The following is a 23,991-nucleotide window of genomic DNA, read 5'->3' as shown; positions in this document are numbered from 1 at the left end:
AGGTTGATGGATACACTAATTAGGATGATTAATTTAAACTGGCGATTTCATGGTATTTAAAATTAACAACGGAATTAAGAATCGAGCGCCTGTATTTTCATTGATTCCTTTGGTTTCTACTAGTTGCGGCGCTAGTAATAAAGTCAATAATGACTGGCAAGATGAAAGTTGTATGGCTGATATTAAGCTGCGTCTGGGTTACCGCCTGAGTACAGTATTCAGTTTGCCAATAGAAACACATGGAATGAGGTAGATGCTTATAATTCGCTACTTCATAGCATTAACTTGACTGAATAATTCTTTCTTATAGCAATATTTGAATTCACACTTTTTTCTAGCAACTTTGTATCAGTTATTAGAGAATATATAGATTAATAATTCATTTTAATTTCAATAAAAACAATAAATTAGGTGCAGTTATGACCACTATTAATAAGTCCCCCTCTACTTTAATGCCTATGTTGATTATAGGTTCTCTGTTCTTTATGTTTGGTTTTGTTACATGGCTCAACGGGTCGTTGATACCGTTCTTGCAAATTGCTTGTGAGCTTGACCATATCGAAGCGTATTTCGTGACTATGGCTTTTTATATTTCATATACTGTGATGGCGTTACCTATGTCTTATATCCTGCGTAAAACAGGGTTCAAGGAAGGCATGGTGCTTGGTTTATTTGTTATGGTTGCTGGCGCGTTAACATTTATTCCTGCTGCTTATACTAGGGAATATAGTGTGTTTTTGGTGGCATTGTTTATGTTGGGGGCAGGGTTAACTATTCTGCAAACCGCTTCGAATCCTTATATCGTACTTCTCGGACCTCGTGAATCAGCCGCTGTGCGTATCAGTATTATGGGTATTCTAAATAAAGGTGCAGGTGTTATTGCTCCGCTTGTATTTACTGCGTTTATATTAACCGACATGTCACAATTTACCGAAGTTCGTTTAGCTTCATTAGATGCAGAGCAAAAAGTTCTTGAACTAGCTGAGTTGTCTTCAAGACTGGTTACCCCTTATTTGATGATGGCCTTTATGTTGTTGTTACTTGGGATATTTATAAAAATGGTGCCTCTTCCTAGTGTCAATTCTGATGATGAGACTAGCGCCAATGACACTAGCAATAGCAGTATCTTACAGAAACCTCAGGTTATCCTAGGGGCTATTGCGTTATTTTTCTATGTCGGTGCTGAAGTGGTTGCCGGCGATACCATTGGTTTATTCAGTAAAGAGTTAGGTGTGAGTAATTTTGGTCAGATGACCTCTTACACTATGGGATTTATGGTGCTGGGTTATATTCTAGGTTTGTTGGTTATTCCTCGCTGGATCAGTCAGGGAAAGGCACTGGCGATTTCTGCTGTTTTGGGCGTGGTACTGACTGTGCTACTGCTTAACGCAAGCGTTGATTCAAACGGGATCTGGGATGTGGTATTTGGTTGGACGGGTTTGCCAGCTATTCCAAATGCCGTGCTTTATGTTGCACTTTTTGGTTTAGCTAATGCTTTAGTGTGGCCTGCAATTTGGCCTTTAGCCCTTAGTGATTTGAATCAAAAAGATACCAGTACTGCGTCTGCTTTACTTATTATGGGAATTTCTGGTGGTGCATTGTTACCCTTGCTTTATGGTATTTTGGTTGAGGCTTCGGGTAACGCAAAAAGTGCCTACTGGATAATGATCCCTTGTTATGTATTTATTATTTTTTATGCAGTTAAAGGTCATAAGTTGAGGCAGTGGAGTCGTGATTAATCAAAAATTGAATACTGATCTAATGCATTATGGTCTTGATATTGGTGGCACAAAAATTGAACTCGCCATTTTTGACTCTAAACTAGAATTAGTCACGTCATGGCGTATGCCCACCCCTAAAGATGATTATCAAGAGTTGCTGTCTGCAATTACTCAGATGGTTGCTGATGCAGACAAAAAAACTAATCAAAAAGGGACTGTTGGGATCGGCTTTCCTGGTTTTCTGGATAATCAAGGCCGTTCAGTTTCAGCTAATATTTCCTGTGTTAACGGTCAGACTATTGTTGGTGATACATGTGAGCAGTTAGGTCGTGCTGTGGCCTTTGAGAACGACGTAAAGGCATTTGTTTTATCTGAGGTTCGTGGTGGTGCTGCACAAGGTAAAAATAATGCCTTGGGCGTGGTGGTAGGAACAGGATTTGCGGGGGGATTGTGTATAGATGGTCAACTTTATAAAAGTAGACAAAATGTTTCTTGTGAATTTGGCCATGTTTCACTACCTGCAGTTTTACAACAACGTTATCAGTTTCCATTGCGCCAATGTGGTTGCGGATTATTAGGTTGTGTTGAGGAATATCTAGCTGGTCCCGGATTGTTGTGGATGTGTTCACATTTTGAAACTGATTATACGTCTGTGCCAATTTTAGTAGAGGCTATGAGGGCCAATGAACCAAAAGCGTTAGAGGTGATGGATGTTTATATTGATTGTTTAGGGTGTTATTTCGCACAGCTAACACTCATGTATGATCCTGATATCATTGTTTTGGGGGGAGGACTATCTAATATAACTGAAATATACACTCGTCTTGGGCAAGCAATGCAAAAGTATTTTTTTGGTGGCGTGATCGCACCACCCATAGTGGCTGCTATGTATGGTGATTCAAGTGGCGTACGCGGTGCCGCGATCCGTGGACGAGACAATGCCTACAACACTGCAGTGTTAAATTAAGTAACAATCTGGATTATTAGCAAAAATGATTAAATCTATTATCAATGGCCATGTTTTTAATGGTGAAACACTACTCAAAGATCACGCTGTGATTATTGATGGCGATAAAGTTGTGCAGGTTTTGCCGCAAGAGCAGTTACCAGCAAATATAGAGGTCGATTTTGACCTAAAAGGCAATTATTTAGTACCAGGTTTTATTGACCTACAAGTCAATGGCGGTGGCGGGGTAATGTTTAATAATGAGCTTACCGTTGAAGGGGTGCGGACCATAGCGAATGCACATCGCCAGTACGGCACGACTGGCCTTTTGCCTACCCTGATTACCGACAGTTATGACGTAATGCGACAAGCAATTACTGCCGTTACTCAGGCAATACAAGAGGGCGTTCCGGGGATCTTGGGTGTTCATCTAGAAGGGCCGTTTCTAAATCCTGAGCGTAAAGGTGCTCATGCCGCAGAGAAATTTTGTGTTATTGACGAGCAAGGGTTTGAAATTATTACCTCGTTAAAGGTAGGTAAAACATTAATTACCATTGCACCAGAATTGACTACCACCCCAATGATCAAACGCATTTGTGACACAGGAGTAGTGGTTTCTGCTGGGCATACCGGTGCTGATTATGACCAAACTTGTGAAGCCTTAGAAGCTGGTCTAACGGGTTTTACCCACTTATATAATGCTATGACACCGTTACAAAGTCGTGCGCCAGGAATGGTTGGTGCGGCTCTCAATGATGAACATAGCTGGTTTGGTATTATTGCTGATGGATTTCATATGCATCCAGCTGCATTTCGCGTAGCTGTAGCTGCGAAACAACAAGGCGGCGCGATTTTAGTTACCGATGCGATGTCTACAGTGGGTGCTTCTGATAAGTCCTTTATGCTTGATGGTGAGACTATTTATGCCATTGATGGACGTTGTACAAATGCTGCAGGATCCTTGGCTGGTTCAGATTTGGATATGAATACGGCAATTAAAAATGCAATGAAGTTTGCCCGCGTTGATTGGACGGAGGCCGTGCGTATGGCAACTGTGTATCCTGCACAAGCAATAGGTATTGCGGATCAATTTGGTTACATTAAGCCAGGTTATCAGGCGAGCTTTGTGTCGTTAGATGCAAACCAGAATGTAACGGGCACTTGGATTAACGGTGAAAAATAATTTTTGTCGCAAATAGAAAATCCCAAGCTTAGTGATCTAATAGCGATTAAATTAACTCGTCAACAATGAGTTTAAGTAAAAAGGTTTCTCGTTCGATAGACAGGCCTTTTTTGTCGCTATTTTTTATGGTGTCTTCATTGTGTTTAATGGCGTCATGAATATTCAACCACACTGGGCGCATGCCGTTGTGCAATTCATAATCTTCGAGTTGAGTTTCGCCTAACTCATCGTGCACGCTGCAAGTAAAGCAATATGAATTCATGTGTATTGTATTAAAGTTATCTTTATACCAAGGACGAAACTCTTCATAGCGGCCAAAAGGTATAATATCAGTAATGCCTTTAGCACCTGTTTCTTCTTTGAGCTCTCGAATAAGCCCTTTAATAATATCCTCACCTTCATCAATACCACCACCGGGTAGGGTGTAATCATGGTAGCGCTGCGTATAAAGCATCAGGATGTTCTCACCATTTAACACTATCGCGCGAGTTGCTTGGCGGCTAAATATAAAGGAGCTGTTAGGATCAGCATCAGGATGGATCGCAGTTTTTAATAGGCGCATGTTGTTACTGGTTTAGTTTAAAGCGCAGCATTCTAACCAAAGAAAAGAACTGTTGTACTGTTATTTGTAAATGGCAGTAATTTAAAACTCAATTATTCATTTTGGTAAAATGAATAATACACACAGTCCGCCTTGCGCACGATTGTTAAACACTAACTTACCCTGATGAGCTTCAATTACTTCACGGCATAGTGCTAAGCCAAGTCCAGTGCCAGAGTGTTTGGTCGAATAAAAAGGTAACAGTGCATTTTGGATCACTTCTGCCGACATGCCACTACCATTATCATTTATCGTAATCTCAAGGGCGTTACTTGTATCTTTAAATGCCATAGAAACATTTTTTGTTTGGTCTGCTTCATGGGCATTTTTTAAAATATTAATAAACACTTGTTCAAGCTGAGCTAGATCGGCATGTAGTGTTGAGTCTGGCAATGGGGTTGTCAGTGTGAATGGATACAGTGTTTGTAGTTGTTCCGTTAATGTCTGCCAGTCAATAGGGTGTTTGTTGGGAAGTTTTATTTTAGTGAGTGTGGCATAGCCTTTAATAAAGTCGTTGAGGTGGTTTACTCTGCGGCTAATGGTATTAAATACGCGGTTTAGTTTGGGCTCGTCTAAGTTTTTAGCAATTAACTCACCGCTGTGGCACATAGAACTAATGGGAGCTATGGAGTTATTCAGTTCGTGGCTGATGACACTGATGACTTTTTTCCATGTGACGACTTCTTGTTTAGATAATTCTTGGGTAATGGTTTTAAGTAGAAACAATTGGTGCGGGGCTTGATGAATTGTCACGTTTGAATTAGTCACGTGCCATGCCTGCCTTGTGCCTTGACTGTCAGTTAAGGTGAAAATAGATTCACCATGATGATTCAACGCATGTTGAAACTCTGGGGCTAATGATTTAACTAGTGTGGTCCATTGGCATCCAACAATCGAACCGTTTAATTCAAAGGCTTGTTGTGCACTGTTATTAGTGAAAATAATAGTGTCGCGGTGGTCAACTAATATGGTCACCATAGGTGAAGCATTCAGTACTTTGTCTAACATCATTTCACGTTGATAAAGGCGTTGTCGTTCGTCCCGCAATTTATCACTGGTTTGATTAAATGCATCGATAAGTGAATTGTAACTCGCTTCTTTTTGATGATTGAGACTAACTGAAAAGTCATTGTCACGCAGGCTTTGCAGGCCGTGATCTAAACTCAATAAAATAGTTTGATGGCGTTTATATTGCTTACGCAATAATAAGAATGACACTAGCAATGCAACGGCTAACAACAGACTGATATAAATAGGATGTTGCGCTGCAAAAAAGTACACCAAGAACATTAATGTGGCATGTAATAACCCTAATGAAATAATGAGTCGCATTTAGTGCTCGTTTTGAGAAGGTAGAGGTGGCTGACTGAGTTGATATTTCTCAATACGCCGATATAGCGCTTGTCTGCTTAAACCTAGTTCACTGGCTGCTCTTGTTATGACCCATTGATGTTTATCTAACACGGCCTTTAAATTCGTTTTGTCGTCTTCAACTTTTAATGAAGTACTTGATAAAACATCAGGCAAAGCGCTCTGCTTACTATTGGTTGGTTCTACTAACATAAAATGTTCAGGTAGCAACAGCTGATCATTACATAACACCATGGCACGTTGGCAATGATTTTCTAGCTCGCGTACATTCCCCGGCCAAGGCTGTTGTTTGAGTAGTTGAGCGGTGATATCACTAAGTTGATGACTGCCTGATACAAAGTGGCGAGCCAGTGGAATGATGTCATCTTGACGTAGCGCCAGCGGCGGTAGATGTAGCTCTACTACGTTGAGGCGATAATACAAGTCCTCTCGGAATAAGTTGTCAGCAATAGCTTGTGTTAAGTCACTGTTGGTTGCGCTAATCACACGTACATCGACACTGATTGTATTGCTTGAACCAACTCGCTCGAATTGACCTGTTTGCAAAACCCGTAATAACTTCATTTGCCCGGCTAAAGACAAGTTACCTATTTCATCTAAAAATAATGTACCGCCATTAGCGGCTTCAAAACGACCTATTCGGGTTGTTGTTGCACCCGTGTAGGCGCCTTTTTCGGCACCAAACAACTCGGCTTCCATTAATTCACTCGCCAGAGCACCCATGTTCACTTTGATAAACGGATTAGCGCTGCGGGTCGAATGTTGATGAATATAATCGGCAACGCGTTCTTTACCGCTGCCGTTAGCTCCGGTAATGAATACGCTGATGTCACTGCTGGCGACTTTGCCTGCCATCGCAATGAGTTGTTTCATTGGCTGACTTTCAACAATAAAAGTAGAAGATTGCCCTTGCTTAGCAATGATTGTTTTAGTTGATCCGACTACGTTAGTATTAATGTTAGCCGCGATAAGTTCGAGCAGCTTTGTATCATTCCATGGTTTAGGTAAGTAGTCAGTCGCGCCTGCTTTAACCAATTCAATGGCTGTCTCAAGTTGGCTCCAGGCGGTGATTACAATTACGGGAGTGCTAGGTGCGATGTCTTTAAGTTTATAAAAAAGAGATTTCCCCTCATCACCAGAGGTTGTACCTTGACTAAAATTCATGTCTTGGATGATTAGATCAATACGTAGATTATTCGCAGTCAATACGGCATCTTTAATGGTATTAGCTGTGCTGACTTGATAGTCATGCAAGCTAAGTAATAAATCTAATGCGTCTAAAATATCAGGATTGTCATCTACCACTAATATGCGTTTCACTTTCTCAATCCTATATTTATTTTTAGAGCTTTTTTAGTATTTGTTGCCACATTTGGTGGCAACTCACTATTTTTCACAAGGTTTTTGTGGCGATCACAGGAGATATTTTTGTTGTTTTGTAGGCTGGAAACCATGTCGCTAAAGAGCCTGCCATAAATATAACTAACACCGCTAAAAGATACAGCAATACGCTTGGTTTTTCGATAGTGATGACTTGGGATAACGCGATGTTTAATCCAATCATGGTCGCTATACCTAGTAAACTCGCACCAATATTTAATATCCAATTCTCACTAAAAACATAAAGCATGATGTCTTTTTTACGGGCTCCTAACGCACGGCGTATACCAATAAATTTACGTTGTTGAGTAACATGAAAATGTGCATGGGCAAAACTACTGACTATCGTCACTAAAATCATTAATAAAGACAACATGGCAAACAAGCTGGCTAATCCAGAATCTTGGCTATAAAACTGTTGAAAACGCTGGGTCATGCTCTGTATCAGAATAATGTCGCGTTCTGCTTGTACCGATAAAATCGCATCACGTAATTTAGTTTGTACTTGTGCAACTTTTCCCGGTTCAACACGAACAATATAATGTTGGGTAAAATCTGACTGGGAATACATAAAATTACCAAAAAAAGCAAAGTACTTTGCATTGCCTTTGGAAGTTGGGCTGATGACAAAATCTCTCGCTACACCGACCACTCGACCATTGTTTGTTAGTTCTCCTACAGCCGATTTATTTGGAAAAACAGCTTTTGCTAAAGATTCAGTGACCACTATATTTTGTTCAATTTCGCTACGCTTTCCTGGGGTGTAAAAATCAGTCGTTATATCGTCTGCATCGTTTAATGCTCTACCTTCAATAATTTCAACTCCAAGATTCGCTAGACCAATTTTGCTACTGTAAAACTGAGGTACAAACTGTAACTCTCTGGGTAAAACCGCGTCTTCGGGGAAATCAGCTGCTTGCATGTTGCCGTTCCAACCGCCTCGTTGAATGGGTAATTGGTTGTAATGTGCGGCACTGATAACCCCATCTATTGCCGTTATTTTAGCAATATCTTGATTAGTGATTGAGCGATAATAATCTGTATCTCTAAACGCCCCTGAAGTGGGAATTAAATCTACGCTAATAAGTTGCTCCACATCGAACATGAGCGGTTTTTTTAACTTTTCAATGGCAGTGTTGGTTAAAATAACCGTATTGACCATTAAACCAATGGTTAAGCTTAGTTGTAATAGTAAAAGGCCGGTGGCGAATTTACGAAGACGTAATGCTTTTAATAGAGCTTTAATATTCATAATAATGCCTTACTTTAATGTGGTGGATAAAGGTGTTCTACACGAACGAATTAACGGGTAAAGCATGCTGATAAAGGACGTAACCAGTGCAATGCCAATACCGATAATAATGAGAGGGGCGTCTATATCACTGGTATGTTCAAGGGCTGGGAATAACGTTATTGAAATTTGTAAGAAGATCCAGCCAAATAATAAGGCAAGAATGGCACAACACACTCCCACTAATACACTTTCTACTAGCCCTTGGTAAAATACATCTTTCATTCGCGCGCCTACTGCACGTCTTAATCCTGTTTCAAAGCGGGCACTATGATAACGGGCGAGTAGCAGACTACTTGCGTTAAAAATACATACGGCTAAAAATAATGATGTCGCTAAAGCAAATGCTAACATACGTTCATCAACCACTTCTTTATGTTTAAGCCATTGATTTACATCTAATAAACGATTGTCGTTGGCTCGTAAATATTCACCTTGTTGCTGCCTATGTTGTGAATAATTATCAATATACTGTTGCATTGCATTTTTTTGCTGTTGGTTATCAAGCTGTACAAAAGTTTGGATAAAAAATACGTTTTTTCCACGATTGTCAGATACTGAGTCACTACGTTCTGTTGCTGAACTTCTTACATTAACAACCCATTCATTATCCATTGCGGTTTCAATTGGTGCGTAAATATCATCCGTGGTTGTAAATTTTTGACCATCTTCTGCATGATAAAATAAAGGTTTTAACTCCCATGGTTTGAGTACACCAACAATTTCAAATGGTTTTCCGTCTATTTCAAGTGTTTTACCTACGCTGTTACCACCACCAAAAATTTGTTGATTTAACGTATCGCCAATAACTATTTGTTTGGCTCGGTCTTGCTGCCAGCTGCCACCAAATGCAAAAGGAGCATCTGTTAGAGGGAAGAATCCAGGAGTTGTGGCACGCACAACCGCTTGATGGCGAGTGAGGTTAGTTGAGTCAATATCTCGTGTGTATACTTGAGATTGATAGTGCACCATAGTGTGAGTCGCTATATTGTTTTTTAAAAGGTGCATAGCGTCGTCATAACGCATAATTTCAATAAGTTCTGCATCTGGTGTATCGTTAGGCCAAATATTTAATGACACATTAAATATATTCTTGCTTTTATAGGGAATAGGATCAGATGACATCGATTTAATGATCGCAATGTTAGCCAAAAATACGCCCACACCTACAGCTAGTGTCGATATCATTAAGATGAAAAACAAGCGGTTACGTATTAAGTTGCGGATACTCAGTTTAAAATAATAGTTAAACATTTCCATTACGGATCCTTAAGCCTTAACTTCGATAGGCGCGTTGTTATTAACTGGGGCGTAGACACTATGATCGGTAATTTGGCCGTCTATAACTTGCACATTACGGCCAATTGCGCGGGCTTGATCTGGATCGTGGGTTACCATAATGATGGTGCTACCTGCTTCATTTAAAGTATGTAGTAATTCCATTACCTGGCGGGCCATGAGCGAATCGAGATTACCTGTTGGTTCATCGGCTAATAGTATTTTGGGTTCCCCTGCAAGTGCTCGTGCGATGGCAACACGTTGTTGTTGTCCACCTGATAATTGACTCGGTAAATAATTGCTACGGCTGGCTAAACCCACTTGCTCTAAGGCATTAGAAATGCGGCGCTTACGTTCAGCTGCATTAAAACTGCGATAGCGTAATGGCATATCAATATTATCAAACAATGTGAAATCTGGAATGAGATTATAATTTTGAAAAATAAAGCCAATTTTTTCATTACGTAGTCGTGATAGCTCGTCATCACCTAGTCCTTGAATATTGACTCCATCAAGCTCGTATGAACCTTCATCAAAGCTATCCAATAAGCCTGCGACATTTAAGAATGTTGACTTTCCAGAGCCTGAAGGCCCAGTTACGGCTACAAATTCGCCGGCGTTTACTTGTAAATTAAAGTCGCGCAACGCATGTGTTTGAATAGTGTCGCTGCGGTAAATTCGGCTAATGTTATTCATGTTAAGCATAGTTTTTCCTAAATAATGTTTTTATCGAGCTAATTAGTTTTGTTCGTATATTTATTAATATGATGATTAATTTAATAAGATGGTCGAGTGAGTATCAAACTTTTCAGTTGAAGAAATAATGATGCTGTCACCTGCGTTTAATCCGGATGTTATTTCAATAAATTCAACACTTTGTGAACCTATAGTGATTGGTTTTTGGTAAGCCTGTTCGCCATTGATCACATAAGCAGCTTGCCCGCCATGACTCGCTAAAAAACTGCCACGTTTTACCATTAGTACATTTTCTTTCTTTTCAAATTCTATACGTGCATTGAGTCGTTGGTTTTGACGTAACTGAATGTCAGAAAGGTTATCAACCGAGACTTTTACCATCACTTGACTATTTTTCACTTCTGGCGAGATTGAGATCACTTTGCCAATAAGTGATTTTCCAGCAATTTTCATTTGTACATCAAGACCGAGTCCTAAATCATCAGCGTAAAACTCTGGCACATTGAGTTCAGCTTCATAATGGCTTAAATCAACAATTGTCATAATGGCCTGAGTATCATTTACTCTCTCTTTTTTTTGTACTAACCAGTTACCCACAACGCCATTAACGGGAGCGCGAACTTTTAGTAGTTCAACGCGACGTTGTAGTTCATCAACGATCAGCTGTTGGCTTTTAACTGAAAAATCACGAGTTTTATTTTCAAATTCAAGGCGTTTTTTCGCCAATTCAACCCGTTTTTCTGCATGTTTGAACAATAATTCACTTTCGAGTTTTGCATCACGCTTGCTGACCAAATCGATCTCACTGATGACTTGTTTTTTAAAAGAAAGCTCAGCGCGAGCCAGTTCTCGGTTACTGGCATTAATGCGAATACTCGCAGTATCAAGAATACGTTCTAAATCAAGTTTCGACTCAAGATCATTTAACTCACCTCGACTAGCATCAATTTTTAGACTTTCTAATTTTGCGGTCGCTTGTTTAATGGTTGATTGTAATTCTGGACTCAATACTATTGCGACGATCGCTCCTTCTTTAACGATGTCACCAGGCTTAGCTAACAAGGTAACTTGTCCTGATTCGGAGCTGTATAGGGTAGGGGCGTTTGCTGCAACTAGTTTTCCATTAACCGCGACATCTCGAATTAGTGTGCCGTTAAATACTTCAGAACGAGTAATTGTCTGTGGTTCAACGCTTGGAACGCCACCTGTCCATTGACTTAAAGTGGGTAATATAAACCACACCGAGGCTGTAAAAATAATAGTGCCCGCAACTATTTTACCCCAAGGTTTATTACTTGCCATTTTGGGTATTACTTGGTCTTGTCCGTCTGTAGAGTTAATCATATTCATTTCACGGTGTTGTTTTGTATACGGAGTATTGCGAAGAGTGTGCCAATAATTATAATGTTCATAACCCACTGTTTTTATTGAATTATATTTGCACTTTGAATAATTTCAGTGTCCAATTATTGTTTTGAAGTGTCCGTTCGGACAATAAAAGTGTCCGCTATATTCAATCGGACATTCAAGTTTGATAGAAAGTAGACAGTATTAGTTGGTTTTAAATTTGCAAGTGCTTTAAATCTGAAAGGAGAGCTGAAACTTTAATTGCTTGTGTCTGCAAGCGCAGTTCCAGTGAACAATGCAGTGAATATGTTATGGAAGCAAGGAAAAGTATTTTTAGCCGTAAAGTCGAAAAATAGTAAAAAAAAAGCCTGATATAAATCAGGCTTAAAATGAGAACACACATAAAAACTATATACTCAGAGGGGGTGTATCAGCATAAGTTCAATTTGTAGCTAATTATTTTTCAATCAGTGTTGTGTTATCACAAACAAAACGTTTTATGTGCTGCAGCGGAGTTATCATGGTGTGTTGTTAAACTCCCCTTTAGAACTTATCAAGTCAATCATGATAATTTCTCATTCAGAAGCAAGTTGTGCTGTATATTACAAATAACAGGTGTCGTTTTTTATAGTGTATTTTTTACATGAAATAGTGATTCAGTCTGAAGTTAATAAATCATGAGGTTAACCTTGTCATCAATACAAATTGCACGTTTTATCATTTCATTTAGTTGGTTATATCATGGGATTTTTCCAAAACTTATTCATATTGCACCATTGGAAAAAGCGATGACGGCGAGTATAGGTTTATCAAGTGAGCTTTCTTATTGGGTGACAAAATCAGCTGGGGTAGGGGAAGTTATTTTTGGCGTGTTATTTTTTATTTTGTATCGTTCCAAAGCCATTATTTTGTTAAATATTATCGGACTAACTGGATTATTAGGCTTTGTTGCTGTTTTGCAGCCTCTTATTTTGATTGAAGCATTTAACCCCGTTACCACGAATATTGCCTTAATAGGTTTTAGCCTTATTTTATTGAATGAAACTAACAAAAATAAATCACTTTAACCTTAAGGTATGGTCAATAATGAGGAGTGTTTATGACTATTAAAAAACTCCCACCTAACATTGCTGAAAATGATTGCGTCATTTTATTTGATGGTGTTTGCAAGCTCTGTAATGTTTGGAGTCGATTTATCATTAGGTTCGATAAACAACAGCGTTTTAAATTATGTAGCGTTCAATCACCCGAAGGTCAAAGTATATTAGGTCACTTTAAAATGCCAACCGAGCATTTTGATACGATGTTGTACGTCGAAGGTAATCAAGTTTTTGACAAAAGTGACGCATTTTTAAATGTTATAAATAAACTCCCAATACCATGGCGATTATTGTATATATTCAAAATTATCGCTAAAGGCATAAGAAACTGGTTTTATGATCGCATCGCCCTTAATCGATACTCTTTATTTGGTAAATACGACAGCTGTATGTTGCCTAGTACAGAGAATAAAAACAGATTTCTGAAGAATAAAACTTAATCTCTCTAGTCTTTAATATTATCAACAGCAAACACTAAACGCCTTAAAGGGATGTTATAAGGTACAAATGCCATAAAAATGTGGGGCGTTTTATGTTATTGAGTGATTAATTAATAAAGGAATGGTAACTCTCTTTCCGCCAAATCAGCTTGTCGTTCATTGATTAGAGTTGAAGTAACGTCTATTCTACTGTGCACTCAAAAACAGATGTAATTATGCAATTTACAATAAACTCATTGGTATTCTTTTTATGTATTAGCGCTTCTATATGCGCTTTAGCGAAGGAAAGTATTGAGACTAATTTATTAGCAGTAGCCAATGACAATCGCCTACTTCAATATTATGAAAACGGTGAGAGTAAAGGTCCTTCCATTGAGATCCTTCAAGCCATTTTAAAAGAAGCACAACTCGATGCCAAAGTTGAGTTTATGCCTTGGGTACGTGCTTTTGCAACCGCGAGCAATAATCCTAATACCTTAATTTTAAGTATGATAAAAACACCTGAACGGGAAGATGATTTTTATTGGCTTATAAAGGTCAGTAATTTAACAAGAGTATTTATCTCATTAACAAGCAAGCCAGAAAATTATGTCGATAATATGCAGCAAGCTAAGCAAAAATTGATCGCCCTAGTGAAAGGCTCTGCAGGGTACAAGGAGCTCACCTCACATGGCTTCTCAGAGCAGGAAAACCTGTATGTTGTCACTGATGAGGAACTAGTGGTTACTTTACTAGAAAATGGCCGAGTTGACTTAGTGTATGGCGATCCTGATAACGTTAAAAACATCCTAAATAAAAGAGGAAGATCAGAGGTCGCTATTAGCTACAAAGAAATAGCCCCAGAAAACCAACGCAGTAGCTATATTGCAATTAATAAAACAACAGATATTAAAATAGTGAATCGCTTACAACAAGCCGCTCGCAAATTTGAAAAAACCGCTGAATACGCACAACTCCTTATCAAATGAGACGATTTGAAGTATTTTCAATAATCATACACAGCTGCATGGACATCCAAGAATGACGTTGGGAGTGACCCAATAAAAACCCAGATACCAATGTGAACTGATAACCCATCCACGAATGACATCGAATTATTTTGACTCCAATCCTAATTAAGAAGGTTCTGATAATGCGTATAACAGGCAAAAAAAAGCCTGATAAAATCAGGCTTAAAATGAGAACACACATAAAAACTATATATTCAGAGGGGTAGTAACAACATAAGTTCAATTTGTTGTTAATTATTTTTCAATAAGTGTTTATAACATCACTCAGGAAGAACATTTATTTTAAACAGTAAAATCAAACGCTCTTAAAATCCTCAAGTCAGCCCCCGAGCTTGTGTTCAGCTAGGCTACTGGTTTGTTACAATGAAAGTCCCAGTAGGCTCTTGTAATAATCCTTAAAAGAATGTTTAAGGTCTAAAATAATAAATTTAACTCCCTAAAGGGATGGTTAGCTACGTTTGTTCCATTCTGATGCGAGTAGGCCATAGTCGTATTGATCAGTCCATTCATCCCCTAGCAAATAGTGTTCTTTAAAAAAGGCCTCTCTTTTAAATCCCTGTTTCTCCATTACTCGATATGAACCAGTATTTCTAGGATCACATTTGGCTACCAACTTAAAGAAGCCTAGGTCTTTAAATAATAAATCCACAAGCAACTTTAAAGCTTCTGTGCACACCCCTCTACCAGCTGCGGTTTGGTTAATTCGATAGCCAATCTCAGCTCTTTGGTTATGCCAATCTTCTACTCTAAAAACTATTTCACCAATAACAGTGTCATCACCGGTCAGACAAATCACAAAACCATTCCATTGTCCTTCTTTGAATCGCCATGGTTTGCATAGTCCATCGACGATCCTTAGTGTCTCATCGTCATTTTCAGGTGGTCTAATATATCTGGAGTTTTCAGGATCTTGTCTATAGATTTTAATCGCCTCAAAATCCGACATCTTTGCTGTTCTCAGATAAATGTTTTGTCCTGTTAATTTTGTGGGAAGCAGCTCAGAGTTTTCTTCTACATTCATAACAATTCTCGTGTGCTTTATTCAATGGCAAGGAAGATAAATATTTATACTAGTTGACGAGCCTTGAGTCGAGGGTAGGGGGAAAAGCATCGGCTTCACAGAGAACGAATTTGGTGGCTTCGCCACTGTTTTCGTACTTGTAAAAAATTCAGAATAAGTCATTTTAAAATCAAAGTGATCTGACCCTATCGATCGTTAAGGCTATTATGTCTTAACTAGGGTGGTCGTATCTATTTAACCATGTGGGGCACTATAGTCTTCAAAAAGACTGGGTTGGGGTACAACTCCTGTAGAAGGGGACCAGACTGGGAAGATATAAACGCCAAGCTTTAAGCCTTGTTCTTGTATTAATTTAGTAAAGCCATGTCCAGACACATAAAGAGAAGCAAAGCGTTGTTCGGGGATCTTAAATATTTGTAGATCATCTGGTATCGCATCGGCAATGAATGCGGGTCTACGTAATTGGCCTCGACGACCTTTTATACTTTTTTCAAAATCTACAGCGTTTTCAATCACGTTGGTAACGTTGTAATAAAAATAAGTCACACCTTCTACATCTAGGGGTAACAGTTCACCAAATCGTAGCCAAAAGTTTTCCAATCGCTCAGCTGCCATTTTGCTTAGTATTATATCGCCCGGATTAAAGTTTCCAATGTCGGGTACTATCCGCATTTTGCCATCAACGTTCTTTTGATTTTGTTCGTAACTTTGCAAGAGCATTTGGGGTGGGTTGTGCATATCCCATTTTTTCGATTTTGATTGCCCGTCAAACTGCAACCATTCAGCCCATATGTCTAGTTTATCTTGTAGGATAAAAACCATTGAATGTGTTGTAGTAGAAAAAATCTCGATGACTTTTTTTCCAGACTGTACCACTTAAATTAACCCCTCAACTATGTCTTCCCCAAACCCTATTGGGACAGTCACGTTAGTTCAGGCTTCCTGACGAAGATAAAGAAATAGACCGTCTCCACCTAACTTAATGCCATGCTCAACTAATTTCAGCTTGATGAGTTGATTGGTTTGTTAATGTGAGTGTTCAATTAGTGTTCGCCACTGCGCTTTCGACTTTAAAATTTTAATAAATGAGTTTCTTGCAATATGTTTTTTATAATGCATTGATTTAATTGTAATTTTATTGATTTGTTACAATGGCTGTCTCAATAGGCTTCGAGTGAAACGCCCTCGGCTACCCGATTATGCAGCGTTCTCATTTTCAACATCCCATCCAGGAAACACGAGAACTGCGGGATGACATCTTAAAGCCCTTGCTAGAGATTTAGCTCGTTCAATTCCAAGATTAACACGACCATTTTCGATTGCAGAAATGGTGGATTGAGGGATATTGGCAAGTCTAGCTAGCTCATTTTGACTGAGTTCTTGAAGTTCTCGTATAATCCGAACAGACTCTCCGCTCGATACAGAAATACGTTTTTTTGCCTTTTGAAAATTTTTCACTACGACCTCCTTCGATAGTCATGGGGAGATACTTCAAGGACATGAACAACCATTTCCCCATTTTTTACAGAGTAGATAATACGATATTGTTGATTGAGACGTGAAGAACGAAATCCCTTCCAATTTCCTGAAAGAGCCTCATCGTTAAAACCACGAATCAACTTCAAACCAGAAGGGCCAGATAACTCAACAATATCCTTCCATTTTTCATATCGCTTCTGGATTTCAATTGGAGCTTTCGATAACTGTTTATCTAATTTTTTATGTTCAAATATCGTCCACATACTTAAAAGTATATATACCTTTTATAGTATGTCAAATCTTCAAGCTGCATAACAATTTAATAAAATGCGTGACGCCCGTTTAGTTTTTTCATTGCGCCTGCTTAGTCATTTGCAAAACTACTAACCACATATCACGGTTTTATCTTAGGTGGCTTTGCCTCTGCTTTTTCCGCCTTTAAAGTTTCAGCACAAAAAGGCTTATTTTAGGGGCAAATGACAGGACGTCATTTGAGCGAAAGTTGGAGGGACACATTTGTAGCGACCCTAAAATAAGTCTTTTTGTGTGGTTAAAAACTTTACTAGCGAGCGGTGTTTTCTGGTTACTCTTTTTTGCTGTTGACCATATTTACGGGATAAATATGGAACAGCTTTAGCTGGCCTGAAAGGTAAAGTGCAAGGAGGCACTTTATAAAAAAAGTAACTGGCTCGAAAGGACTCGAGTCAAAAACTGGCAAGGAAGCCAGTAAGCGCAGCGCATGCTTTATACTTTTGAATCTCACATAAAATGTGAGATTCAAAAAAACTAAACCTCCACATACTCCCCATTCCCAATCCCCTCAATACTCCAATCCCCCACGCTATACCGAACCAACCGCAAAGTAGGAAACCCAATATGCGCCGTCATACGCCTAACCTGACGGTTTCTGCCTTCAGAAATGGTAATAGATAACCAACTAGTCGGCTTGTTTTGCCTAAAACGCACAGGCGGGTTGCGATCCCATAAATCGGGTTCGTCAATTAATTCGACTTTGGCTGGTTGGGTCATACCGTCTTTTAAGCTAACGCCTGTACGCAATTGTTCTAAGTCTTGAGGTAGAGGAATGCCTTCTACTTGCACCCAATAGGTTTTATTTGTTTTAAACTTAGGTGAGGCGAGTTTATTTTGTAACTTGCCATCATTGGTTAAAACCAATAACCCTTCGCTGTCTTTGTCTAAGCGACCAGCGGCGTAAACCTCTTGTATAGGAATAAAATCCTTGAGGGTTTGTCTGCCTTCTTGGTCGGTAAATTGGGTCAGAACATCAAATGGTTTATTAAACAAGACAATACGTGTTTTAACTGGGGAGGTGATTGCAGGTTTAGCTATGATTTTTTTACGTGAGTAAGGCTTATTGGACATATTTAACTACTATTTACCTACTAAGTAAGGCCGTAAATTGATTGATTGATGTACATTATTGGGTGAAAGTGTGATTTACAGCATTTATTATGCATACAAAACTTGAACTTCTCAGATCAACCCATATATTATTTACTCTTGTTCTAGACTCAATCTAGGCAAGACATTTTCTAATTTCGGTATAAAACACCGACCCATAGTGTCACAAAATTGTGACTTTGCGTGTTTATTATATCGCGAAAATGTGGGTTGTCAGTGTTTTGTCATAAACATGAGGCTTATAATGACAATTTCCAAGTCAAAGATTATCTACACTAAAACGGACGAAGCGCCGGCGCTTGCTACTTATTCACTGCTTCCCATTATTCGCAGCTTTACTTCAAGTGCAGGGATTGAAGTTGAATTAAGTGATATTTCATTAGCCGCTCGTATTTTGTCAGTATTCGGCGATCTTCTCCCAGCTGACAAACAAGTACCAGATGCTTTAGCTGAATTAGGGGCTTTGACTCAAGTAGCGTCAACTAACATTATAAAATTGCCTAACGTCAGTGCTTCTATTCCACAGTTAAGAACGGCAATTAAAGAATTAAATAGCCACGGTTTTGATTTACCTGAGTTTCCTGAAGATGCTCAGACAGATGCAGAAAAAGATACTTTAGCTCGTTACGGTAAAGTTCTTGGTAGTTCGGTAAATCCAGTGTTACGTGAAGGTAACTCTGACCGTCGTGCACCTGTTGCAGTTAAAAATTATGCTAAACGGCATCCGCATTCAATGGGAGCGTGGAGTCAAGCCTCACAAACTCACGTTGCTCATATGCGTAAAGGTGATTTTTACTCTGGCGAAAAGTCAGTCACTGTGTCTAAAGCTGGTTATGTAAATATAGAATTCACTGATAAGTCAGGCAATGTCACTGTACTTAAACCGAAAATTGATTTATTGGCCGGTGAAGTTATTGACGGTATGCGCATGAGCAAAAAGGCTTTATGTGAATTTTTTGAAGAACAAATTGAAGATGCCAGAAAAACTGGGGTGTTATTCTCGTTGCACGTAAAAGCGACCATGATGAAAGTGTCCCATCCAATTGTTTTTGGCCATTGTGTTAAAGTTTTCTACAAAAAATTATTTGATAAATACCAAACTTTGTTTGACGAGTTAGGTGTTAATCCAAATAACGGTTTAGGTAGTGTATACGATAAGATATCGACTTTACCACAGTCTCAGAGGGCTGAAATTGAGCACGACATTAATGCTTGTTACGCTGATCGTCCTCCTATTGCTATGGTTAATTCAGATAAAGGTATTTCTAATCTACATGTACCTAGTGATGTAATAGTTGACGCATCTATGCCAGCAATGATTAGAAGCTCTGGTCAAATGTGGGGTCCAGATGGCAAGTTACATGATACTAAGGCCGTTATTCCAGAAAGTACTTATGCGACTATTTATCAAGAAACCATCAATTTCTGTAAAACTCACGGAGCGTTTGACCCAACAACTATGGGTACAGTGCCTAACGTTGGTTTGATGGCGCAAAAAGCCGAAGAGTATGGCTCACACGACAAAACCTTTGAAATGACCGGTGACGGTAAAGTACAGGTTGTTGATCAAGACGGTACTGTTCTAATCGAACATGCTGTTGAAGAAGGTGATATCTGGAGAATGTGCCAAGCCAAAGACGCACCTATTCGTGATTGGGTTAAGTTGGCTGTTAATCGAGCTCGTCAATCTGGTATGCCAACAGTTTTCTGGTTGGATGATGAAAGAGCCCACGATGCTCAAATGATTTTAAAAGTGACTGAATATCTTAAAGATCATGACACCGAAGGCCTAGATATTTCTATAATGGCTCCTGTTCGCGCTATGCGTTATACAATGGAAAGAGTGATACGTGGACTAGATACTATCTCAGTAACGGGTAACGTTTTACGTGATTATCTTACTGATTTGTTCCCAATTTTAGAGTTGGGAACCAGCGCTAAAATGTTATCTATTGTGCCACTAATGGCTGGTGGTGGATTGTTTGAAACTGGAGCTGGTGGTTCTGCGCCGAAACATGTTCAGCAATTTGTTGAAGAAGGGCACTTACGCTGGGATTCACTAGGTGAGTTTTTAGCGTTAGCGGTATCTCTTGAAGATTTAGCTATCAAGACTGACAACAGTAAAGCAAAATTGTTGGGTGAAGCTTTAGATAAAGCGACCGAGAAATTGTTGACTGAAGGTAAATCACCTTTACGTAAAGCTGGTCAGCTTGATAATAGAGGGAGTCATTTCTACTTAGCTATGTATTGGTCAGAAATCTTGGCTAAACAAACTGATGATCAAGAGTTGGCTGCGAAATTCAAACCTATGTTTGAAGCGTTATCTGCTAATGAAGACAAAATCATGGCAGAAATCGATGCGACTCAAGGTAAGGCCGCAGACATTGGTGGTTACTACTACCCAGACGAAGCCTTATTAACGAAAGCAATGCGTCCAAGTGCTACATTGAACGATATTATTGCTGCTAGTTAATTAATGCGCGCCCTGTATTGACGGGGCGTTACCTAAGCGCAAACTATGCACTCACAAAAAAGCAGACTTAATGTCTGCTTTTTATATTTCAGATAATAATTTATCTTTCAGGCTCACCTTTGAAGTCAATATTTTCTGCATGCAACCCTTTAGGGCCCTGCTGAACTTCATATTTTACTTCTTGGCCTGCTTTGAGAGAGCGATAGCCCTCCATCTGTATTGTTGAGTAATGGGCGAAAATATCTTCACCACCATCATCGGGTACAATAAAACCAAAACCTTTGGCATTATTGAACCATTTTACTTTGCCGACTGCCATACATCTGCTTCCTTTTTAATCCCTTGAACTAATACAACTTTGCCCCCACACTAATGTTTAGGGAAAGACGTGTTAACTACTCAATACAACCGTCAATCTAAAATGTAGGTTTTTTAACCTGTTTTTGTCAAGGTGAATTTAACATTTCCTTGAAAATGTAAGATTGCTGTAACATTAGTGATAGTTGCAATCACAGGAATTATCTTAAAATATTTGGGCTAAATAAGTGAATTATGAGTAAAGATAACACCATAGATATTGAGCGTCTTAAAGACATTGATGCAGTAAAGAAGAAAGCTGCACCACCACCCATGTATAAAGTGTTATTAAATAACGATGATTACACCCCAATGGATTTTGTAATTGACGTACTTATGCGATTTTTTAATTTGAATGGTGAAAAAGCACAACAAATAATGCTTACTGTTCACTACCATGGTAGGGCAGTATGTGGCGTATATACTGCAGAGATTGCAGAAACGAAGGTGATGCAAGTTAGTCGATACGCAAAAGAACACCAACATCCACTCATGTGTACCATGGAACAAGCGTGATGATTGGATTGAGAAAAGTACAATCTTCGAATAGGCTAGTAGTCAGAGGGCATTCTTATGTTAAATAAAGATCTAGAGCAGACGCTAAATGAAGCGTTCATTTTTGCCAGAGAGCATCGTCATGAGTTTATGACGGTTGAGCATCTCTTACTTGCCTTGCTTGATAATAACGCAGCTAAAGATGCGTTGAAGGCCTGTGGCGCCAATATTGAGTCAATAAAACAAGAACTTACTGATTTTGTAAAAGATACCACCCCTTTATTGTTGGATGAACAGGGTAACGAGCGAGAAACTCAGCCAACCCTTGGTTTTCAACGTGTACTGCAACGTGCGGTATTTCACGTGCAGTCATCAGGTAAAGAGGAAGTCACTGGCGCCAATGTATTGGTAGCCATTTTTAGTGAGCAAGAGTCTCAAGCCGTTTATATATTGAAAAAATCTGATGTGACACGTTTAGATGTAGTGAATTATATCTCTCATGGTGTATCCAAAGTTGACGATGAATCACCAGCACACAGTGAAAGTGGCGATGAAACCAGCGAGCATGAAGAAGCAGAGTCTATGTTGGATAAGTATTCGACTAACCTGAACCAAAGTGCCAAAGACGGCAAAATTGATCCGCTCATAGGTCGCGACAGCGAATTAGAGCGTAGTATTCAAATATTATGTCGTCGTCGTAAAAACAACCCTTTACTGGTTGGTGAGGCAGGGGTGGGTAAAACCGCTATTGCCGAAGGTTTAGCTTATCGTATCGTGAATAAAGAAGTGCCAGAGGTGATTGCAGAAGCCACCGTTTATTCTTTAGACATGGGGGCGTTATTGGCAGGCACTAAATATCGTGGTGATTTCGAAAAACGCCTTAAAGGTATTTTGAAAGAGTTAGCAGAGTGCCCTGATGCTATTTTGTTTATTGATGAAATACATACCATTATTGGTGCGGGGGCCGCTTCTGGTGGGGTAATGGATGCATCGAACTTGCTTAAACCGAAACTAAGTAGTGGCGAGTTACGCTGTATGGGCTCAACGACCTATCAAGAATACCAAGGTATTTTCGAAAAAGATCGTGCCTTAGCCCGTCGTTTCCAAAAAGTGGATGTAATAGAGCCTACCGTAAGTGATACCACCAAAATTTTGATGGGATTAAAATCTCGTTACGAAGCCCACCATAGTGTGCGATTTACCCATAAAGCTATTCGCGCTGCAGCTGAATTATCAGCGAAATATATTAATGAACGTCATTTGCCCGATAAAGCTATTGATGTCATCGATGAAGCGGGCGCTAGCCAACGTTTGTTGCCTGCCTCCAAACGTAAAAAAACCATAGGTGTGAGTGATATTGAACATATCATTTCTAAAATTGCGCGCATTCCAGAAAAGTCAGTGTCGGTTTCTGACAAAGAAGTACTTAAACATTTAGATCGTGATTTGAAATTGGTGGTATTTGGCCAAGATGAAGCCATAGATACCCTAACGGATGCCATTCGCTTATCTCGTTCTGGTTTGGGTAATGAAACTAAACCTATTGGTAACTTTTTGTTTGCTGGCCCAACTGGTGTGGGTAAAACTGAAGTCACCGCGCAGCTGGCCAAGGTTATGGGCGTAGAATTATTACGATTTGATATGTCTGAATATATGGAACGTCATGCGGTGAGTCGTTTGATTGGTGCACCTCCAGGGTATGTGGGCTTCGATCAAGGCGGGTTATTAACCGATGCAGTCATTAAAAACCCGTATTCAGTGATTTTGTTAGATGAAGTAGAAAAAGCCCACAGCGATATCTACAACATATTATTACAAGTTATGGATCACGGAACCTTAACGGATAATAACGGCCGTAAAGTAGACTTTAGAAATGTTGTGTTAGTCATGACCACTAACGCTGGCGTGCAGGAAACCATTCGTAACTCTATTGGTTTTAAACAGCAGGATCATAGCCATGATGCCATGTCTGAGATCAAGAAAATTTTCACACCTGAATTTAGAAACAGGCTAGATGCAACCGTTTGGTTTAATCATCTTAATAGAGATGTGATCCTGCAAGTAGTGGATAAATTTATTGTTGAACTACAAGTGCAACTTGATAACAAAGGTGTGTCACTTGAAGTCACTAACCAAGCCCGTGATTGGCTAGGTGATAAAGGCTATGACAAAAACATGGGCGCACGTCCTATGGCTAGGGTTATTCAACAACATGTTAAGAAAGAATTAGCCCATGAGTTATTGTTTGGACGTTTGACTCAAGGTGGAAGTGTGAAAATTGCGTTGAAAAATGATGCATTAAGTTTTGAATTTTTCTCTGATAGTAAAGAAAAACCAGAAGCACTTAATTCTTAACTTTATAAAAGTTAAATAAAGAAAC

22 protein-coding genes are annotated in these 23,991 nt (G+C 39.2%); 9 read left to right on the top strand and 13 right to left on the bottom strand.

The window, feature by feature from the left end; genetic code table 11:
* Nucleotides 1–419 precede the first annotated feature (419 nt).
* Genes GARC_RS11040 through nagA form a run of 3 tightly spaced genes read left to right on the top strand, consistent with a single transcriptional unit; the run spans nt 420 to nt 3,850 of the window.
* Nucleotides 420–1,739: a sugar MFS transporter gene (locus tag GARC_RS11040; protein ID WP_007619923.1), complete on the top strand. Its 1,320-nt coding sequence runs from the start codon at nt 420–422 to the stop codon at nt 1,737–1,739.
* Entirely contained in the window at nt 1,732–2,688 is a 957-nt protein-coding gene (locus GARC_RS11035; RefSeq protein WP_052151492.1) for an ROK family protein, read from the top strand. Before GARC_RS11040 ends, GARC_RS11035 begins: the two co-directional genes overlap by 8 nt.
* A gap of 25 nt (nt 2,689–2,713) precedes the next feature.
* Nucleotides 2,714–3,850: an N-acetylglucosamine-6-phosphate deacetylase gene (nagA, locus tag GARC_RS11030; RefSeq protein ID WP_007619921.1), complete on the top strand. Its 1,137-nt coding sequence runs from the start codon at nt 2,714–2,716 to the stop codon at nt 3,848–3,850.
* Between the two features lie 46 nt (nt 3,851–3,896).
* On the opposite strand, the gene GARC_RS11025 is transcribed toward nagA, so the two are convergent.
* From GARC_RS11025 to GARC_RS10995, 7 genes are all read right to left on the bottom strand, one after another.
* Nucleotides 3,897–4,412, bottom strand: a complete 516-nt coding sequence (locus tag GARC_RS11025; RefSeq protein WP_007619920.1) for an NUDIX hydrolase — start codon at nt 4,410–4,412, stop codon at nt 3,897–3,899.
* Nucleotides 4,413–4,508: 96 nt separating this feature from the next.
* A complete protein-coding gene (locus tag GARC_RS11020) occupies nt 4,509–5,783 on the bottom strand; it encodes a sensor histidine kinase (protein ID WP_007619918.1) in 1,275 nt (424 codons plus the stop codon).
* Nucleotides 5,784–7,142 carry a sigma-54-dependent transcriptional regulator gene (locus GARC_RS11015; RefSeq protein ID WP_007619916.1) on the bottom strand — a complete coding sequence of 453 codons (1,359 nt, stop codon included), beginning with the start codon at nt 7,140–7,142 and terminating at the stop codon, nt 5,784–5,786.
* Between the two features lie 73 nt (nt 7,143–7,215).
* Nucleotides 7,216–8,454 (bottom strand): FtsX-like permease family protein, encoded by a 1,239-nt coding sequence (locus tag GARC_RS11010; RefSeq protein WP_007619914.1) that lies wholly within the window; start codon nt 8,452–8,454, stop codon nt 7,216–7,218.
* Nucleotides 8,455–8,463: 9 nt separating this feature from the next.
* The gene (locus tag GARC_RS11005) at nt 8,464–9,753 is read right to left on the bottom strand and encodes an ABC transporter permease (protein WP_007619912.1); all 1,290 of its coding nucleotides are present in this window, start codon (nt 9,751–9,753) and stop codon (nt 8,464–8,466) included.
* A gap of 9 nt (nt 9,754–9,762) precedes the next feature.
* On the bottom strand, nt 9,763–10,476 hold the full coding sequence (locus tag GARC_RS11000) for an ABC transporter ATP-binding protein (RefSeq protein ID WP_007619910.1): 714 nt from the start codon (nt 10,474–10,476) through the stop codon (nt 9,763–9,765).
* Between the two features lie 66 nt (nt 10,477–10,542).
* Complete coding sequence (locus tag GARC_RS10995; protein ID WP_039989411.1) at nt 10,543–11,811, bottom strand: efflux RND transporter periplasmic adaptor subunit; 1,269 nt, start codon at nt 11,809–11,811, stop codon at nt 10,543–10,545.
* A 680-nt stretch (nt 11,812–12,491) separates the two neighbouring features.
* On the opposite strand from GARC_RS10995, the gene GARC_RS10990 reads away from it, so the two are divergent.
* From GARC_RS10990 to GARC_RS26325, 3 genes are all read left to right on the top strand, one after another.
* Complete coding sequence (locus tag GARC_RS10990; protein ID WP_007619907.1) at nt 12,492–12,881, top strand: DoxX-like family protein; 390 nt, start codon at nt 12,492–12,494, stop codon at nt 12,879–12,881.
* Nucleotides 12,882–12,913: 32 nt separating this feature from the next.
* The gene (locus tag GARC_RS10985) at nt 12,914–13,354 is read left to right on the top strand and encodes a thiol-disulfide oxidoreductase DCC family protein (protein ID WP_007619906.1); all 441 of its coding nucleotides are present in this window, start codon (nt 12,914–12,916) and stop codon (nt 13,352–13,354) included.
* Between the two features lie 215 nt (nt 13,355–13,569).
* Nucleotides 13,570–14,322 carry a substrate-binding periplasmic protein gene (locus GARC_RS26325; protein ID WP_007619905.1) on the top strand — a complete coding sequence of 251 codons (753 nt, stop codon included), beginning with the start codon at nt 13,570–13,572 and terminating at the stop codon, nt 14,320–14,322.
* Nucleotides 14,323–14,812: 490 nt separating this feature from the next.
* Here GARC_RS26325 and GARC_RS25930 read toward each other — a convergent pair whose 3' ends face one another.
* The 5 genes from GARC_RS25930 to GARC_RS10955 form a co-directional block, all read right to left on the bottom strand.
* The gene (locus tag GARC_RS25930; RefSeq protein ID WP_007619904.1) at nt 14,813–15,385 is read right to left on the bottom strand and encodes a GNAT family N-acetyltransferase; all 573 of its coding nucleotides are present in this window, start codon (nt 15,383–15,385) and stop codon (nt 14,813–14,815) included.
* Nucleotides 15,386–15,619: 234 nt separating this feature from the next.
* The gene (locus GARC_RS10970; protein ID WP_007619903.1) at nt 15,620–16,261 is read right to left on the bottom strand and encodes a hypothetical protein; all 642 of its coding nucleotides are present in this window, start codon (nt 16,259–16,261) and stop codon (nt 15,620–15,622) included.
* A 321-nt stretch (nt 16,262–16,582) separates the two neighbouring features.
* A complete protein-coding gene (locus GARC_RS10965; RefSeq protein WP_007619897.1) occupies nt 16,583–16,843 on the bottom strand; it encodes a helix-turn-helix transcriptional regulator in 261 nt (86 codons plus the stop codon).
* Complete coding sequence (locus tag GARC_RS10960) at nt 16,843–17,127, bottom strand: type II toxin-antitoxin system RelE/ParE family toxin (protein WP_039989378.1); 285 nt, start codon at nt 17,125–17,127, stop codon at nt 16,843–16,845. Before GARC_RS10960 ends, GARC_RS10965 begins: the two co-directional genes overlap by 1 nt.
* Nucleotides 17,128–17,650: 523 nt before the next feature.
* The gene (locus GARC_RS10955) at nt 17,651–18,247 is read right to left on the bottom strand and encodes a pseudouridine synthase (RefSeq protein ID WP_007619895.1); all 597 of its coding nucleotides are present in this window, start codon (nt 18,245–18,247) and stop codon (nt 17,651–17,653) included.
* A gap of 283 nt (nt 18,248–18,530) precedes the next feature.
* On the opposite strand from GARC_RS10955, the gene GARC_RS10950 reads away from it, so the two are divergent.
* Nucleotides 18,531–20,759 (top strand): NADP-dependent isocitrate dehydrogenase, encoded by a 2,229-nt coding sequence (locus tag GARC_RS10950; protein WP_007619893.1) that lies wholly within the window; start codon nt 18,531–18,533, stop codon nt 20,757–20,759.
* A gap of 100 nt (nt 20,760–20,859) precedes the next feature.
* Here GARC_RS10950 and cspD read toward each other — a convergent pair whose 3' ends face one another.
* A complete protein-coding gene (gene cspD / locus GARC_RS10945) occupies nt 20,860–21,078 on the bottom strand; it encodes a cold shock domain-containing protein CspD (RefSeq protein ID WP_007619891.1) in 219 nt (72 codons plus the stop codon).
* 233 nt (nt 21,079–21,311) lie between these two features.
* On the opposite strand from cspD, the gene clpS reads away from it, so the two are divergent.
* Entirely contained in the window at nt 21,312–21,632 is a 321-nt protein-coding gene (gene clpS, locus GARC_RS10940) for an ATP-dependent Clp protease adapter ClpS (RefSeq protein WP_007619889.1), read from the top strand.
* A 57-nt stretch (nt 21,633–21,689) separates the two neighbouring features.
* Nucleotides 21,690–23,966, top strand: a complete 2,277-nt coding sequence (gene clpA / locus GARC_RS10935; protein ID WP_007619888.1) for an ATP-dependent Clp protease ATP-binding subunit ClpA — start codon at nt 21,690–21,692, stop codon at nt 23,964–23,966.
* Nucleotides 23,967–23,991: the final 25 nt, after the last annotated feature.

The sequence above is a fragment of the Paraglaciecola arctica BSs20135 genome, from assembly GCF_000314995.1.
In the GTDB taxonomy this organism is placed as follows: domain Bacteria; phylum Pseudomonadota; class Gammaproteobacteria; order Enterobacterales; family Alteromonadaceae; genus Paraglaciecola; species Paraglaciecola arctica.
This window is presented reverse-complemented; position numbering and strand designations above follow the sequence as displayed.